Raw genomic sequence first — 15,322 nt, 5'->3', positions numbered from 1 at the left:
CTGCCTCGGCTGCGCTGTCTGCCTCGGCTGCGCTGTCTGCCTCGGCTGCGCTGTCTGCCTCGGCTGCGCTGTCTGCCTCGGCTGCGCTGTCTGCCCTGGCTGCGCTGCCCAGCCCGCCCCGCCGTGCTGCCCCCGGCCGCACTGCCTGCCCTGCCTTGCCGCGCTGCCCCGCGCTGCCCCGCCCCGCCGGGCGGCCCCGCGCGGCCCCGCCGCCCCGCCGCGCTGCCCTGCCCTGCCGCGATGCCGGGCCACGATCCTGGGGTGCGGCCGAGGACGGTTTGTCAGGAGATGGGTTAGATGTCCTGATCGTGGATAGATGATCTTTGGTGGGAAGATGATCAGTGGGCGCGAAAAAGGCGCCTCCGGGCGGGCCGGGGCGCCTTTGACGTGGGGAAAGGTCAGCCTTCGAAGACGCCGGCGTCGACGAGGCGCTTCTCGGTGTCGGCCCAGCCGTGCTGCGGGTTGGCGGCCTCGAGGGACTCGAGCTCGGCGCGGATCTTGGCGCCGTGGCCGGCCGCGGCGAGGACGCGGATCTCCTCGACGAAGGCGTCCGAGTCGGTCTTGAGGTGCGCGGTCTTGCCGTTGGTCAGGTTGCGCACGTAGGCGAAACGGCCGTTGGCGAGCGGGATGAGGTATTTGTACTCACCGAGCACGCTGAGGGCGCCACCGGTGCTCTGGCCGGCGCGGACTGATGCGCGGGCGGTTTTCGAGGTGTTGCTCGCCACGGCGGTACTCCTTGAGAAACAGAAAAAAAGGCCTTGGCAACTCTACACGATGACCGGCGGACCGTGCCGTCGGAGCAGGTCCGGCCGTTGAGAAGGGTGTGCCACTACGGCAGTTCCGATGTCGATGTTGCCGATTCTCTGGCGCACCATCCGTACCAACCGGCATCATGGGACACGATCAACCGCGGTCGAGGTCGTAGGGGAAGACGCACCTCGGTCTCCGGGAGGTCACCGTGCCAACGTGTGGCGTCGTATACGTCCACTCGACCCCGCTTGCCGTGTGCCAACACGTCGAGTGGGCGATCGCGCGCGTCCTGACCGCGCCGGTCAAACTGCATTGGACCCCGCAGCCGGTTGATCCCGGCGCGCGGCGCTCCGAGTGCAGCTGGACCGGGCGGGCCGGGACCGGCGCCGAGCTGGCTGCTGCCCTCCGGCAGTGGCCCATGATCCGTTTTGAGGTGACCGAGGAACCCAGCCCGGGCGTGGACGGTGAGCGTTTCATGCACGTGCCGGGCCGAGGCCTCTTTCACGGGATCATGGGCGCGTCGGGGGACATTCAGGTCGGCGAGGACCGCCTGCTCGCGATCATGGCCTCCGCGCGTGCGCCGGAGGCTCTTTCGCATGCCCTGGAAAAGGTGCTGGGCACGGCGTGGGACGCCGAGCTCGAGCCCTACCGGTACGCCGGCGACGGCGCGCCGGTCACCCTGCTCACCCGGGTGGGATGAGGCGGCGGGGCCCGATCACCGGTATCGCGCGCGAAAGTTAAAACAGACACCAAGCTACTTATCGGAAGATACTACCCGATTTTACTCGGCGGGACCCGGACTGCTTCGATGGCGGGCGTGATGAGGAGACTGCGAGTCGCTCTGGTCGTCCCTCTGTTCCTGCTGGCGGCCTGCGGCAACGACGATGCGGGCAAGGACAAGGGTGGGGCGTCGGCGACCAGCGCGCCCGCGGCCACGCCGACCCAGGCGACAGCCACCACCGCGCCGATCGCCGACCCCGCCGCAACCGCCGCCGCGATGAGCGACACCGACCTCGCCGGCCAGGTCCTCATGCCGTACGCCTATGGCAGCGACGCGACCACGGTGGACAAGACCTCCGCCGCCGGCAACCGCAATCTGGCCGGCGTGGACACTCCGGCCGAGATGATCGCCAAGTTCCACCTCGGTGGCCTGATCCTGGTCGGCTTCAGCGCGCAGGACCCGACCGGCTCCACCAACCCGGCGACCAACGTGGAGAACCCGCAGCAGGTCCGCAAGCTCACCGACGGCCTGCAGGCGGCCGCCGCGCAGGCCGGCATGCCCCCGCTGATGGTCGGCACCGACCAGGAGTACGGCGTCGTCACCCGGATCACCGACGGCGTGACCGCGCTGCCCTCGGCGATGGCGGCCGGCGCCGCGGGACAGCCCGCGCTGACCGAGGCGGCCTGGCACGCGGCCGGCGAGGAACTGTCCGCCATGGGCATCACGGTCGACTTCGCCCCGGTCGCCGACACGCTCGGGCCACCAGCCAACACGGTGATCGGCTCGCGCTCGTTCGGCGCCGACCCCAAGGCCAACGCGGCCCAGGTCGCCGCGGCCGTGCGCGGCCTGCAGTCGGCCGGTGTCGCGGCCGGCCTCAAGCACTTCCCGGGCCACGGCCACACCAGCGCCGACAGTCACGCCACGCTGCCGGTGGTGACGCAGACCGCCGCGCAGTGGACCGCGCAGGACCTGCCGCCGTTCCAGGCCGGCGTCGATGCCGGCGTGGGCGTGGTGATGTCCGGGCACCTCGACGTTCAGGCGCTCGACAAGGGCACCGCCGCCACCTTCTCCCACAAGATCATGACGGACGAGCTGCGTGGGAAGCTGAAGTTCACCGGGGTGGCGATCACCGACGCCATGAACATGCCGCCCGCCATGAAGTGGCCGGCGGGGGAGGCCGCGGTGCGCGCGCTGAACGCGGGCAACGACATGCTGCTCATGCCGCCGGACATCGCGGGCGCCCGGGATGGCATCCTGGCCGGCCTCAAGAACGGCACGCTCAAGCGGGAGCGGCTGGTCGAGGCCGTCACCCGCGTCCTCACCCTCAAGTCCAGGACGACGGCCGCGAAGGGCCTCTCGACGGTCGGCGCGGCCGCACATCAGCAGGCGGTCGGCGCGCTGGACGCCGCGTCGGTGACGATCCTCCGCGGCGCGTGCCAGGGTCCGCTGCTCACCGGCCCGGTCACGGTGACCGCGGCCGAGGGCCGCGAGGCCGCCCGGGTCAATTTGGTGCGTGCGTTGCAAGCGGCAGGCGTGAACGTCCAGGCCGCGGGGGGCAGGGTCGTGCATCTTGTCGGGTACGGGGACAGCCCGGCCGACCTCGATCCGGCCGCGGCCGTGACCGTCATGATGGACACGCCCTACCTGCTGGCCGCCGCGAAATCGCCGACGCTCATCGCCACGTACTCGTCGAGCAAGCTGTCGCTGACCGCCCTCGCCGCCGTGCTCGCCGGTAAGGCGAAGGCGGCCGGAAGGTCGCCGGTCGCCGTGCCCGGACTGCCGGCCTCCGCCTGTCGATAATCAAGCATCTCGCTGCCTGTTCGAGATCTTTCCTTGCGAGTATGGTCCTGCTGGCTCGGCATCGAAGTCTTCGGGGGCACGGATGAGTACGCGTGGTCGCGCGATCGCGATCTCCATCGCCGCCCTCGTGGTGATCGGCGTCGTCGCGGTGATCATCGCCGTGACCCGGTCCGGTGACGACGACGCCAAGGCCTCGTCGACGGCCGCCGCGGAATCAGCGGTGCGCGGCTTCTTCACGGCCCTGACCGCCGGTGACGCGAAGACCGCGTTGACCTACCTCGAGCCCCCGCCCGGGTTCGACCCCGCCACCGATCCGCTGCTGACCGATGCCGCGCTCGGCGCCGGCCACCGCCCGGAGGCCGTTCAGTACGGCGCGCCCCGCCTGGAGTCCGGCCTGACCTTCGTCGACGTGACCTACCAGGCGCGGGGCGAGGCCGTGCAGCAGGCCGTGAGCCTGTCCGGCAGCGGCGGCAGCTTCCGCGTACGGGATGTGCTCGTCGGTCTGACCGCGACGGGGGTGGAGGGCCGTCCAGTCTCGGTGAACGGCGTGAAGATGGGGACCGACGACCTGAACGTCGGCGTCTTCCCCGGGTCCTACGAGGTGGCGGTCGCCGGGAACGCGCTGTTCGAGGGCGAGACGCTCACGGTCGTACCGCAGGTGGCGATGGGTGGCGAGACTGCCGCGGCGAACTTCGGCCCGCCCGATCTCACCGGGACCGCCACCGCCGGCATTCAGAGCCAGGTCCGCAAGGCCCTCGACAAATGCGCGGCCAGCTCCAGCGCGAAAACGAAGGGTTGCCCGTTCTGGCTTGACGCCAAGGGCAAGGCCACCGTGAAGTGGTCGATCAAGACGTACCCGACGGTCAAGGCCCAGGTCGTCAACGTCGCCAGCGGCCCGACCGTCTCGCTCTCGGCCGACGGGAAGGGCAAGGTGCACTGGTCGGGCACCTACGTGGACGCGTCGGGCCACTCGCGCTTCGGCGGCGGCGACATCCCGTTCTCGATCGCGGGCAGTGCCACGGCGACCGCCTCCGGGATCAAGGTCTCGCTGACCACGTGAAACGGCGGGAGCGCCCGATGGGCACTCCCGCCGTCACGGCAGATCGTCAGGGGCGGGTGAAGACCACGGCCACGTTGTGGCCGCCGAAGCCGAACGAGTTGTTGATCGCCGCCGGGATGTCCAGCTGACGGGCCTTGAGCGCGGCCACGTCCAGGTCCAGCGCGTCGTCCGGGTCGTCGAGGTTGATGGTGGGGGGAACGACACCGTCCCGGATGGCCAGGATGGTGGCGATCGACTCGAGCGCGCCGGCCGCGCCGAGCAGGTGACCGGTCATCGACTTGGTCGAGGTGATCACCGGGTGGTCGCCGATGGCGGCCCGGATGCCCCTGATCTCGCCCATGTCGCCGACCGGGGTCGAGGTGGCGTGCGCGTTCACGTGCTTGATGTCGGCGCCGGTCAGCCCGGCGTCGCGAATCGCCATCTGCATGGCCCGGATGCCGCCGCGGCACTCCGGGTCGGGCTGGACGATGTCGTACCCGTCCGAGGTGACGCCCGCGCCGGCGAAGCGCGCGATGACCCGGGCGCCGCGCGCGGCGGCGTGGTCGGCGCGCTCCAGGATGATCGCGCCGGCGCCCTCGCCGAGGACGAACCCGTCCCGGTTCTTGTCCCAGGGGCGGGAGGCCCGCTCCGGGTCGTCGTTGCGCGTCGACATGGCGCGCATCGACGCGAAGCCCGCGATCGGCAGCGGGTGGACGACGGCCTCGGTGCTGCCGGCGACCACCACGTCGGCACGGCCGAGGCGGATCAGGTCGAGACCGAGGGCCAGCGCCTCCGCGCCGGTGGCGCACGCGCTGGCCATGGCGCGCACGCCGGCCTTCGCGCCGAATTCCAGGCCGACGTGGGCGGCCGGGCCGTTCGGCATGAGCATCGGCACGGTGTGCGGGCTGACCCGCCGCGGGCCGGACTGCTCCAGGATGTCGTCCTGCTGGAGGAGGGTGATGGCACCGCCGATGCCGCTGCCGATGCTGACCGCGAGGCGCTCCTGGTCGAGTCCGGCGCCCTCGAGGCCGGCGTCGGCCCAGGCCTGCTTCGCGGCGATCAGCGCGATCGCCTCGGAGCGGTCCAGGCGGCGCAGGCGTACCCGCTCGAGAACCTCGGACGGCTCCACCGCGAGCTGCGCGGCGATGCGTACGGGAAGCTGTTCCGCCCACTCCTGGGTGAGCGAACTCACCCCGGAGCGGCCGGCAACCATGGCGTCCCAGGTGGACGCGACGTCCCCGCCCAACGGGGTGGTCGCGCCGAGCCCGGTGACGACGACGTCGATGGAAGTCATGTCAGTGATTCGCCTCGATGTAGGACACGGCGTCGCCGACGGTCTTCAGGTTCTGCACCTCGTTGTCGGGGATCTTGACGCCGAACTTCTCCTCGGCGGCCACCACGACCTCGACCATGGACAGCGAGTCGACGTCCAGGTCGTCGGTGAAGGACTTCTCCTCGGCGACGTCGTCCGGGTTGACCCCGGCGACCTCCTCCAGGATCTCGGCGAGGCCGGAAGTGATTTCTTCGCGAGTTGCCATTTTCTCGGTGATTCCTCTCAGAAATGGTGGTGAGGTGCTTCCGGCGCGGCCGGGCGTGCCCGTCAGGGGCAGCGCACGACCTGGCCGGCGTAGGTGAGGCCGCCGCCGAAGCCGAACAGCAGCACCGGTGCGCCCGAGGGCACCTCCCGGCGCTCGACCAGCTTGGACAGGGCCAGCGGGATGCTCGCCGCGGAGGTGTTGCCGGACTCGACCAGGTCCTTGGCCACGACGACCTCGGGGCCGAGGCCGAGCCGCTTCACGATGCCGTCGATGATGCGGACGTTGGCCTGGTGCGGGATGAACGCGGCGAGCTCGGAGACCTCGACGCCGGCCTTCTCGCAGGCCTCGCGGGCGAACGGCGCGAGCGCGGTGGTGGCCCAGCGGAAGACGATCTGGCCCTCCTGCTGGATGTACGGCTGCCAGCCCTCGATGCGCAGGACGTCGCCCTTGTCGGGCGCCGACCCCCACAACACCGGGCCGACACCGGCCGCCTCGCCCTCGGGCACCGCGGTGACCACGGCCGCGCCGGCGCCGTCGCCGAAGAGCACGGCGGTCGTACGGTCGGTCCAGTCGGTGACGTCGGAGAGCTTCTCGGCGCCGATGACGATCGCGTTGCGCGCCGCGCCGGCCCGGATCGCGTGGTCGGCGGTGCCGAGCGCGTACGAGAAGCCGGAGCAGGCGGTGTTCAGGTCGAACGCGGCCGGGGCGTTGATGCCGAGCCGGGCGGCCACCCGGGTCGCGACGTTCGGGCAGCGGTCGATCGAGGTGCAGGTGGCCACCGTGACCAGGTCGATGTCGGCGGCGGTGAGCCCGGAGCCGGCCAGCGCCTTCTCGGCGGCGTACGTCGCCATGTCGGCGACACTCTCGGCGTCGGCGATGCGGCGCTCCGCGATGCCGACCCGGTCCTTGATCCACGCATCGTTGGTGTCGATCGTGCTGGCCAGGTCGTCGTTGGTGACGATGCGCGAGGGCTGGTAGTGCCCCAGGGCGACGATGCGGGAACCCGCGGCTGTCATCGTGTTGCTCCTCCATTACCGTGCCGGGCGATCAGGTCGCGGGCGGCGGACAGGTCGTCCGGGGAGTTGAGGGTGACGATCTCGGGCGCGCCCTCGCCCTTGAGCTCGCGCTTGATGAGGCCCGCCAGCGTGCCGGCCGGGGGGAGCTCGATGACGCCGGTGACACCGAGGCTCTTCAGCGTGGCCATGCACAGGTCCCAGCGGACCGGCGCGGTGACCTGGCGGACCAGGCGACCGAGCATCTCGCCGCCGTCCCCGACCGCGGTGCCGTCGAGGTTGGACAGCAGGGTGCGGACCGGGCCGGCGACCGTGACGCCGGCGGCGACGGCCCGCAGCGCGGTCTCGGCGGGCGCCATGTACGGCGTGTGGAAAGCGCCGGCGACCTGCAGCGGGATGACCCGCGCCTTGGCCGGGGGCTCGGCCGCGAACTTGGCCAGGCCGTCGAGCGAGCCGGCCGCCACGATCTGGCCCGCGCCGTTGCGGTTGGCCGGGTAGAGCCCGTGCCGCTCGATGGTGGCCACCACGTCGGCGGGGTCGCCGCCGAGGACCGCGCTCATGCCGGTGGGCTCGAGCGCGCAGGCCGCGGCCATCTCGCGACCGCGGACGCCGGCGAGGGTGATCGCGGTGTCGGCGGTCAGAACCCCGGCGAGTGCGGACGCGCCGAGCTCGCCGACGCTGTGGCCGGCGACCACGTCGACGCCCTCCAGCGGCAGGTGCTCGGCGGCGAGCAGGGCCGCGGCGACCAGCAGCGGCTGGGTGCGCGCGGTGTCCTTGATCTCGTCGGCGTCCGCCTCGGTGCCGAGGTGGAGCAGGTCGGCGCCGCACAGGGCGGACCACTCCCGCAGGCGGCCCTCGGTGTCGGGGAGGGCGAGCCAGGGAGTGAGGAAGCCGGGCTTCTGGGAGCCCTGTCCGGGCGAAAGTACGGCGAGCACGGTTCAGACTCTTCCGGATGCGGCGACGATGCGCGGTTGACGGCGGCAACGAAACCCTACGACCACCGTTGTAGGGATCCTACAAAGCAGTCCCACTTAAGCCCCATTTGTACCAGGCCGAGACCTGAACGAGTGCTCGGTGATTTACGTCGCAGGGTCGAGGCGCCCGATGGTCATGGCGAGCCGGAGCGCGAACGCGTCCCGGCCGTCGAGCGGGGACAGCCCGGTCACCTCGGCGACCCGTTTGAGCCGGTACCGCACCGTGTTGGGGTGCACGTAGAGCTCGCGGGCCGCACTCTCCAGTACCCCGCCGGCGGCGAAGAACGCGTCCAGGGTCTCGAGCAGGCCGCCGCCGGCCCGGCTCAGCGCGCCGTACACGTCGTGCCGCAGCGCGCGCCGGGCCGCCATGTCGCCGGCCAGCGCGCGCTCGGGCAGCAGGTCGTCGGCGGCCACCGGGTTGGGCACGCCGGGCCAGGCGCCGGCCGCGCGGAACCCGGCCAGCGCGGCCCGGGCCGACTCGGTGGCCTGGTCGAGCGACGGCACGGCCGGGCCGACCACGACCGGCCCCTCGCCGAAGCTGGCGGCGAGCGCGGCGGCGCTCGCGGTCGGGTCGGTCACCCCGCCCATCACCACCACGAGCCGGTCGCCGTGCACGCCGCCGATCACCTCGAGCCGGGCGCGGCGGGCGGCGCGATAGACGGCGTGCAGCACCGAGGTGATCTCGCCGCCCGGCGACCGGCCGACGACCACGGCGACCGGTGGCGCGTCCGCCCAGCCCAGCGCGGCGGCCCGGCTGGCGAGCACGTCCGAGGAGTCGCCGCGCAGCAGGGCGTCGACGAGCATGGCCTGCAGGCGGGCGTCCCAGGCCCCGCGCGACTCGGCGGCCCGGGCGTAGACCCGCGCGGCCGAGAAGGCGATCTCGCGGGAGTACCGGAGGATGGCCTGCAGCAGCGCCTCCTCCTCGCCGGCCGCGGCCAGGTTGCGTACCTCGGACTCGGCGACGTCGATGGTCACCTTGATCAGCTGGACCGCCTGGGTCAGCGTGATCGACCGGGCCAGCGCGCGGGGAGCGGCCGCGAAGACCTCGTCGGAGATCTCCTGGGTGGTCTCCGCGATCGTGCCGCCGGAGCGCAGCCACTCGACCAGCGAGCGGACGCCGGCCTGGGCGACCAGGCCGACCCAGGAGCGCTGGTCGGCGGGCAGAGCGCGGAACCAGGGGAGGGTCTCGTCCATCCGGCCCATGGCGGAACTGGCGAGCGATCCGGCCGCGCGCTCGATGCGGCGCAGAGTGGCGGCGAGCGGCGGTTTGGCCGTCCCGGTGGATCGCACGCTCTCTGCCACGCACCACAGCCTGCCACGCGCCGTCACGAAAGCCCGGTCCGGAACCGTTCCGTCCCTCAACGGCCGATCCGTCCGGCACGACCGTAGACCGCAGGTCACGGGGCATATGTGAAAAATGCTCGGGACTTATATGACGATTTGGGGTATTTGTCGGAGTAGCGGTGCGCCCCTCCCGCGATTTCGGTCGGTGACCTGGCATGGTGTCGCATTAGCGTTGCCCGGCTCACCCCGCCGGAAGGTAAAGCCGGGCCGCGCTGCGCCGATGTAACACCGCGTGAAGGTTGGGGAGGCGAGATGACGGAACGAGAAGACGGACCGCTGCGCGCCGACATCGATCCAGCGCTCGAGGACACACCTCCTCTGGCCGCTCCCGTCGAGGACGAGCCGGAGCCAGGACCGAGCCGCATGGGCTGCCGTACGGACTTGCGTGGCTGGGCGGGAGGCCATCTGCACGGCGCGGTGCGGCCGCGTCGCCGAGCGGCCGGCCGGGGACGACCTCCCGGTCGCTGGTGCTGAAGACTCCCCATCCGACCGCCCCGCCACCACCCTTGACCGGACTGAAGACTCACCCGGTCGGGCGAGCCGCCCGGCGCGCCCCGGCCGAAGCGGGCCGCGCTCCGGACACGGTGAGGTCGTGGACGACAAGAGACGGCTGATCCTGGACCAGGCGCTCGCGCTCGTCGACGAGCGCGGCCTGGCCGCCATGTCGATGCGTGCCGTGGCCGAGCGGGTCGGGCTGACCTCGATGGCGCTCTACCCCTACGTGGGCGGCAAGGACGCGCTGCTCGACGGGCTGGTCGACCTGTTGCACCAGGAGCTGGGCTCGGCCCTGTGCGAGGGCGAGGGCAACGACTGGCGCCGGCGGCTGCACGCGCTCGGCCGATCCGTCCGCCAGGTCGCGTACGCCCACCCGGGCGCCTTCCCGCTGCTGCTGAACCGCTCGGCGGCCGGTGCGTCGGCCTCCTGGCTGACCGCGGCGCTGCGTGGCATCCTGCACGACGCGGGCGTGCCCGCCGACCGGATTCCCCGGTTGGCCCGGATGATCTGCGCTTTCCTGCTGGGCTACGTGACCGGCGAGCTCACCGGCGGCCTCCCGGCCGCCCCGGCCTGCGAGACAGAGGGGGACCGCGAGTTCGAGGCGGACCTGGCCGATCTCGTACGCCTCGTGGAGGTCTCCGTCCGGGCGACCTGATCCCCGTTCGTCCCTGCGAATGGACATATTTTCCTATAAAGGGACTATGTCCGGCGACGATGATGGTCTGCGCGACTACGTGACCAGCCGCCTCCCGAGCCTGCGCCGGTCGGCGTTCCTCATGTGCGGCGACTGGGACCTGGCCACCGAGCTCACCGAGGCCTGCCTGGCCCGGGTGGTGGCCGACTCCCGGCGCGGCGCGGTCGCCGACCCGGACGTCTACGCGTACGCGGATCTCATGGAGGCCTGCCGCCGCCGGAACCGCCGCCGGGAGCACGTCTTCGTGGCCGCGGCCGGAGCCGAGGGCGTCGCGGCCGAGTCCATCCTGGTCCTCGACGCGCTGCACAAGCTCGCGCCCCGCTGCCGGGCCGTGCTGGTGCTGCGGCACTGGGACGGCTTCGAGGTGGACGCCGTCGGCGCGATGCTCGACCTCGACGACGAGCGGGTCGACGCCTACGAGCGGGCCGGGCTGGCCGCCCTCGAGCGGCTGATCGAGGACTCGCGGACGGCGCTGGCCGGATGACGACGCGGCTGAACCAGCTCCTCGAGCACGTCCTCGACGGCGAGCCCGTGATCGGCGACGAGATCGACGAGATCTTCCGCCGTGCCGACCGGATGCGCCGCCGGCGCCTCCAGGCCCTGATCGGCTCCGGTGCCGCGGTGGTCGCGGTGATCGCCGCTACCGGGTACGCGCTGACCGTCACTCTGATGCCGGGCGCCGACACCTCCGCTCCCGCCCCGGCCGCCTCGTACGCCGCGGCGCGACCCTCGGCCGTGGCCGACCCGGTGCTCGCGCTGATCGCCCCGATCGCCGACGCCAAGCTGCGCATCTCTCCGCGGCCGCCCGAGCGGGGCAGCGGGTGGCGGCAGTACTCGGTGACCGACAGCGCCGGGCGGCCGCGCGGCACGATCGAGGTCGCCGTCTACCACGTCGCCGAGGACCTCTGTTTCCCGGTGCTGGCCGCCCCGGGCAAGTGCGCCCGCACCGAGTGGGCGCCGGCCGGCGTCGAGTACGTCCGCTACGACGACGAGAAGGATCCCGACTGGCAGGTGCACCAGACGATCGCCCGGCACATCACCGACGGCCGCACGGTCGCCGTGATGGCCACCGGGGAGCGCGGCGCCGACGACGCCGCGGGCGGCAAGCCCGGACTGACCGGCGCCCAGGTGCAGAAGATCGCCACCGACCGGCGGCTGTTCGACGCCTTCGGCTCGAGCGAGGACTGCTTCGGGCCGTCGTCGGGCGCGTGCCCGGCCTTCAAGGTGCCGGTGCCGGACGGCAGCGACTAGAGCCGCCGGCTAGACCCGGCGGCGGATCAGGAAGGCGATGCCGGCCAGGCCGAACAGGATCACGATCAGGACCGCGCCGTTCAGCAGCAGCAGGTCGCGCATGCGGGCCAGGAAGCTGTTCACGCCGGCGATGGGGTCGATGTCGTCGACCTGGATATTCTCACCCACGCCGCCGCCGATGCCGCCGTTGATCACGTCGGGTTTGGCCTTGAGCGGGACGCCGCTGAGCCGCAGCGTCTCGGACATGGTGAGCCGGCCGTAGAACCAGCCGTCGGCCACCCTCCGGCCCGGCTGGGCGGACGCGCGGTGCGCGCGCGGGCCGCCGGCAGCCTCCGGGTACAGGTCGTAGACCTGCTGCGGGGCCGTCTTGACCAGCACGGTCACCGTGTATTTCGGACCGAGCTTGTTGGCCTTGGGCGCCGTCGTCTGTGGCCGGGCCGTGGACATCCAGTTGACCTCGGCCAGCAGCGTGTCGAACAGCCGGGCGCCGTCGGAGGGCTCGACGATGAGCGTGCCCGGGACCTCGCCACCCTTGATCTGGATGCTGGTCGGCTTGGCGGGAGCTTTCGGTGCGGCCTGTGCCGCCGGGGCGGCCCCGAACGTGAGTGCGGCGGCGACGGCCAGCGCCCCCGCCGCCGACAACAAACGTGTCATCGCCCCTCGAACCATCGTCCCGGCCTCCCGCCCCGTGGTGGACATGGCTTCGCGCGCCGCGTCGTGCATCGCGGCACGGCCGAGGCCCCTTCAGCCTCCCCGGACGAACGCCCGGGCGCATCTCAAGCCGGACGAATTGGAGCCATCTGGGGATGACCGACGCGACGACAACGGCCGTTGATCAGCGGCCGAATAGTACCGACTCGAAGCAAGCTCTAGGGGGCACGGTCACCCGCTCAGCGGTTTTCGTTACCGGAACGACGGCAAGCGATGGCGCGATGAGTGGCGAATACGTTAAAGGCGAAAAAATAGGCGACACGTGCAACGCGCACGAGGTGAGCCAGCTCACCTCGTACGCCAATCGGGGTGTCAGAGAGAAGCCCGCGCGGAGCGCAAGCGATGCAGCGTGCGCTCGCGACCCAGAACCTCGATGGACTCGAAGAGCGGAAGGCCCACCGAGCGCCCGGTCACCGCGACCCGGACCGGCGCCTGGGTCTTGCCGAGCTTGAGCTCGCGGGCCAGGCCCACCTCCTCGAGCGCGGCCTTCAGCGGCTCGGCCGCCCACACCTCGAGCGCCTCGAAAGCGGCGACGGTCGCGTCGAGGATCTCGGCGGCGTCGCCCTTCATCGCCTTGGCCCAGGAGGCCTCGTCGCGCACCGGCTCGTCGAGGAAGAAGAAATCGACGTAGTCGACGATTTCGGACAACACCTGAATGCGGGTCTGCGCCAATGGCGCGACGGCGGTGAAGACCTCGGTGTCGAAGGCGGCCGGGGCCCAGGGCGGGGCCGGAATGGTGTCGGTGCCGGTCAGCCAGGGCGCGCAGACCGCCGCGAACTCGTCGGGCGCGAGCGCGCGGATGTAGTCGCCGTTGAACGCCCGCAGCTTCTTGATGTCGAAGAACGCGGAGGCGTGGCTGACGTCCTCGAGGCGGTACTCGGTCTCGATCACCGACCAGGGCACGATCTCACGGTCGCCGGACGGCGCCCAGCCGAGCAGCATCAGGTAGTTCTTCATGGCGGCGGCCAGGTAGCCCTCGTCGCGGTACGACTCCAGGGCGACCTTGTCGCGGCGCTTCGACAGTTTCTGCCGTTTCTCGTTGACGATGACCGGGACGTGCGCCCAGACCGGCGGGGTGTGGCCCAGCGCTTCCCACAGCATCTGCTGCTTGGGCGTGTTGGGCAGGTGCTCCTCGGCCCGGATCACGTGGGTGATCCCCATGGTCATGTCGTCCACGACGTTGGCTAGCAGGAACAGCGGCGAGCCGTCGGCGCGGGCGATGACGAAGTCCTCGATCAGGCGGTTCTCGAACGTGGGCTTGCCACGAACGAGGTCCTCCACGACGGTCTCGCCCTCGTCGGGGGTGCGGAAGCGCAGCGCGCGGCCCTCGCCCGGGCCGAGGCCCCGGTCGCGGCAGAAGCCGTCGTAGCCGGTGTGCTGGTTCCCGGTGCGGGCGATGACGTCCTCGCGCTTGCAGTCGCAGTGGTACGCCTTGCCCTCGCCGAACAGCCGGGTGGCGGCGGCGGTGTGGTCGGCCGCGTAGGACGACTGGTAATAGGGTCCTTCGTAACTGCCCCGCTCGATGCCGATCCAGTCGAGCGCGGCGAGGATGCCCTCGGTCCACTCGGGACGGTTACGGGCGGCGTCGGTGTCCTCGATGCGGAGCACGAAGACGCCGTCGTGCTGGTGGGCATAGATCCAGTTCTGCAGCGCGGAGCGGGCGCCGCCGACGTGGAAACTGCCGGTCGGGGACGGGGCGAAACGTACGCGAACAGTCACCGGTCAAGGGTACCTAGGGCACTGAACGGATTTTCACCACGGCCACCGCTCCGGCCAGGGTCGTCAGCGCGGTGAGGATGAAGAGCGTCGGGTAACCGCCCAGGTAGGCCACCACGGGCGCGGCCAGGACCGGGCCGAGCGCCTGGGATGCCGAGGGGGCGATGTTGATGACGCCCAGGTCCTTCGCGCGGTCGGTGGCGGCCGGCAGCACCTGGGTGACCAGCGCGGTGTCGACCGCCAGGTAGACGCCGAAGCCCGCGCCGAACAGCACCGACGCGACCATGGCGACCGGCCAGGTGGGCCAGATGGCCAGCAGGGTCGCGGCGATCGCGATGAGCACCCCCGACCAGATCACGAAGATCTTGCGCTTGCCGACCCGGTCGGAGAGCCAGCCGCCGAGCATGGCCGTGCCGATCATGCCGACCGTGTACAGCAGGATCAGGTAGAGCAGGCCGGTGTCGGGGTCGTCGAGCTTGACCGCGTCGGTGAGGAAGTAGAGCAGGTAGAGCGTGCCGAGCGCGTTGCCGAGCATGACCAGGAACCGGGTGATCCAGGCCCAGGCGAAATCGGGGTTGCCGCGCAGGTCGAGCCGGAATCTCATCCGGGGGACGACCACGTCGCCGAGCGCGTCGTCGGGCGTGCGCAGGACGAACGGCGCGACCAGCAGCAGCATGGCGATCGCGATGATCAGATAGCCCGGCGACGGGGTGGTGACCACCACGGTGACCAGGATCGCGCCGAGCACCAGGCCCAGGGCCACCGGCATGCCGATCCAGCCGGAGACCAGGCCGCGCTGGTCGACCGGGACCCGGTCGGGAACGGCCGCGGTCAGCGTGGACAGCATGATGTTGAGGCCCACGTTGGCGAGCGCCCAGCCCACGGTGACCCAGAACAGGCCCGGCGCGACCGCGAGGCTGAGCAGCGAGAGGAAGCCGAGGGCCGCGCCGCCGGCGGTCCAGATGTGGCGCCGGCCCAGCTGCCGGCCGAACAGGCGCGGCCGCGTGCGGTCGGAGAGCATGCCGGCCAGCGGGTTGACCACGACGGCGACGATCGCGCCGATGCCCGTGACGATGCCGAGCCAGATCTCCTTGTGGCCGACCCCGAGGTCCTCGATCTGCTCGGGCAGCAGCACCTGCAGGGGTGTGTAGAGGGCCATCCAGAGACCGAGGTTCGCGGCGAAGAGCAGGCCGATCCAGGCGCGCCGGACCGGGACGACGGGCTCGGCGAGCGCGGGTGCTCCCTGAGTGACGGCCATCGAGCCTCCTCTCCGTAG

General features: G+C 71.6%; 15 protein-coding genes. 6 read left to right on the top strand and 9 right to left on the bottom strand.

The annotated features are described in order from the left end of the window. Positions 1-398: 398 nt before the first annotated feature. Entirely contained in the window at positions 399-725 is a 327-nt protein-coding gene (locus A3CQ_RS0140430; protein ID WP_020516675.1) for a hypothetical protein, read from the bottom strand. A 233-nt stretch (positions 726-958) separates the two neighbouring features. Between A3CQ_RS0140430 and A3CQ_RS0140425 the strand changes: the two genes are divergently transcribed. The 3 genes from A3CQ_RS0140425 to A3CQ_RS0140415 all read left to right on the top strand — a co-directional run bounded on the left by A3CQ_RS0140425 (position 959) and on the right by A3CQ_RS0140415 (position 4,331). Next, positions 959-1,450 (top strand): DUF3145 domain-containing protein, encoded by a 492-nt coding sequence (locus tag A3CQ_RS0140425; protein WP_020516674.1) that lies wholly within the window; start codon positions 959-961, stop codon positions 1,448-1,450. Positions 1,451-1,570: 120 nt separating this feature from the next. Continuing rightward, positions 1,571-3,271: a glycoside hydrolase family 3 protein gene (locus tag A3CQ_RS0140420; RefSeq protein ID WP_020516673.1), complete on the top strand. Its 1,701-nt coding sequence runs from the start codon at positions 1,571-1,573 to the stop codon at positions 3,269-3,271. Positions 3,272-3,353: 82 nt separating this feature from the next. After that, complete coding sequence (locus tag A3CQ_RS0140415) at positions 3,354-4,331, top strand: hypothetical protein (protein WP_020516672.1); 978 nt, start codon at positions 3,354-3,356, stop codon at positions 4,329-4,331. A 46-nt stretch (positions 4,332-4,377) separates the two neighbouring features. Here A3CQ_RS0140415 and fabF read toward each other — a convergent pair whose 3' ends face one another. The 5 genes from fabF to A3CQ_RS0140390 form a co-directional block, all read right to left on the bottom strand. Beyond that, a complete protein-coding gene (gene fabF / locus A3CQ_RS0140410) occupies positions 4,378-5,604 on the bottom strand; it encodes a beta-ketoacyl-ACP synthase II (protein ID WP_020516671.1) in 1,227 nt (408 codons plus the stop codon). A 1-nt stretch (position 5,605) separates the two neighbouring features. Next, entirely contained in the window at positions 5,606-5,848 is a 243-nt protein-coding gene (locus A3CQ_RS0140405) for an acyl carrier protein (RefSeq protein WP_020516670.1), read from the bottom strand. 62 nt (positions 5,849-5,910) lie between these two features. Beyond that, complete coding sequence (locus A3CQ_RS0140400; RefSeq protein ID WP_020516669.1) at positions 5,911-6,864, bottom strand: beta-ketoacyl-ACP synthase III; 954 nt, start codon at positions 6,862-6,864, stop codon at positions 5,911-5,913. Continuing rightward, positions 6,861-7,796, bottom strand: coding sequence for an ACP S-malonyltransferase (locus A3CQ_RS0140395; protein ID WP_020516668.1), 936 nt, complete (start codon positions 7,794-7,796; stop codon positions 6,861-6,863). Before A3CQ_RS0140395 ends, A3CQ_RS0140400 begins: the two co-directional genes overlap by 4 nt. A gap of 144 nt (positions 7,797-7,940) precedes the next feature. Beyond that, entirely contained in the window at positions 7,941-9,137 is a 1,197-nt protein-coding gene (locus A3CQ_RS0140390; RefSeq protein ID WP_211216776.1) for a PucR family transcriptional regulator, read from the bottom strand. A 634-nt stretch (positions 9,138-9,771) separates the two neighbouring features. On the opposite strand from A3CQ_RS0140390, the gene A3CQ_RS0140385 reads away from it, so the two are divergent. From A3CQ_RS0140385 to A3CQ_RS0140375, 3 genes are read left to right on the top strand one after another with little or no spacing between them, the layout of a single operon-like run. Further along, on the top strand, positions 9,772-10,329 hold the full coding sequence (locus A3CQ_RS0140385) for a TetR/AcrR family transcriptional regulator (protein ID WP_020516666.1): 558 nt from the start codon (positions 9,772-9,774) through the stop codon (positions 10,327-10,329). Between the two features lie 46 nt (positions 10,330-10,375). Further along, positions 10,376-10,852 (top strand): sigma factor-like helix-turn-helix DNA-binding protein, encoded by a 477-nt coding sequence (locus tag A3CQ_RS55760; protein WP_020516665.1) that lies wholly within the window; start codon positions 10,376-10,378, stop codon positions 10,850-10,852. Continuing rightward, the gene (locus A3CQ_RS0140375; protein ID WP_020516664.1) at positions 10,849-11,619 is read left to right on the top strand and encodes a hypothetical protein; all 771 of its coding nucleotides are present in this window, start codon (positions 10,849-10,851) and stop codon (positions 11,617-11,619) included. The genes A3CQ_RS55760 and A3CQ_RS0140375 overlap by 4 nt, the downstream gene beginning before the upstream one ends. A 9-nt stretch (positions 11,620-11,628) precedes the next feature. Here the strand turns inward: A3CQ_RS0140375 and A3CQ_RS0140370 are convergent, their stop codons facing one another. From A3CQ_RS0140370 to A3CQ_RS0140360, 3 genes are all read right to left on the bottom strand, one after another. Next, positions 11,629-12,273, bottom strand: coding sequence for a hypothetical protein (locus A3CQ_RS0140370; protein WP_245577565.1), 645 nt, complete (start codon positions 12,271-12,273; stop codon positions 11,629-11,631). 369 nt (positions 12,274-12,642) lie between these two features. Then, complete coding sequence (gene gltX / locus A3CQ_RS0140365) at positions 12,643-14,049, bottom strand: glutamate--tRNA ligase (protein WP_020516662.1); 1,407 nt, start codon at positions 14,047-14,049, stop codon at positions 12,643-12,645. A gap of 13 nt (positions 14,050-14,062) precedes the next feature. Then, positions 14,063-15,304, bottom strand: a complete 1,242-nt coding sequence (locus A3CQ_RS0140360) for an MFS transporter (RefSeq protein WP_020516661.1) — start codon at positions 15,302-15,304, stop codon at positions 14,063-14,065. Positions 15,305-15,322: the final 18 nt, after the last annotated feature.

The organism is Paractinoplanes globisporus DSM 43857, from assembly GCF_000379645.1.
GTDB classification, from domain to species: Bacteria; Actinomycetota; Actinomycetes; order Mycobacteriales; family Micromonosporaceae; genus Actinoplanes; species Actinoplanes globisporus.
This window is presented reverse-complemented; position numbering and strand designations above follow the sequence as displayed.

Excerpts from the sequence above, each read along its gene's own strand:
- A3CQ_RS0140420 (WP_020516673.1), top strand. The coding sequence starts at position 1,571 with ATGAGGAGACTGCGAGTCGCTCTGGTCGTCCCTCTGTTCCTGCTGGCG.
- A3CQ_RS0140415 (WP_020516672.1), top strand. The coding sequence starts at position 3,354 with ATGAGTACGCGTGGTCGCGCGATCGCGATCTCCATCGCCGCCCTCGTG.
- fabF (WP_020516671.1), bottom strand. The coding sequence starts at position 5,604 with ATGACTTCCATCGACGTCGTCGTCACCGGGCTCGGCGCGACCACCCCG.
- A3CQ_RS0140405 (WP_020516670.1), bottom strand. The coding sequence starts at position 5,848 with ATGGCAACTCGCGAAGAAATCACTTCCGGCCTCGCCGAGATCCTGGAG.
- A3CQ_RS0140400 (WP_020516669.1), bottom strand. The coding sequence starts at position 6,864 with ATGACAGCCGCGGGTTCCCGCATCGTCGCCCTGGGGCACTACCAGCCC.
- A3CQ_RS55760 (WP_020516665.1), top strand. The coding sequence starts at position 10,376 with ATGTCCGGCGACGATGATGGTCTGCGCGACTACGTGACCAGCCGCCTC.
- A3CQ_RS0140375 (WP_020516664.1), top strand. The coding sequence starts at position 10,849 with ATGACGACGCGGCTGAACCAGCTCCTCGAGCACGTCCTCGACGGCGAG.
- A3CQ_RS0140370 (WP_245577565.1), bottom strand. The coding sequence starts at position 12,273 with ATGACACGTTTGTTGTCGGCGGCGGGGGCGCTGGCCGTCGCCGCCGCA.
- A3CQ_RS0140360 (WP_020516661.1), bottom strand. The coding sequence starts at position 15,304 with ATGGCCGTCACTCAGGGAGCACCCGCGCTCGCCGAGCCCGTCGTCCCG.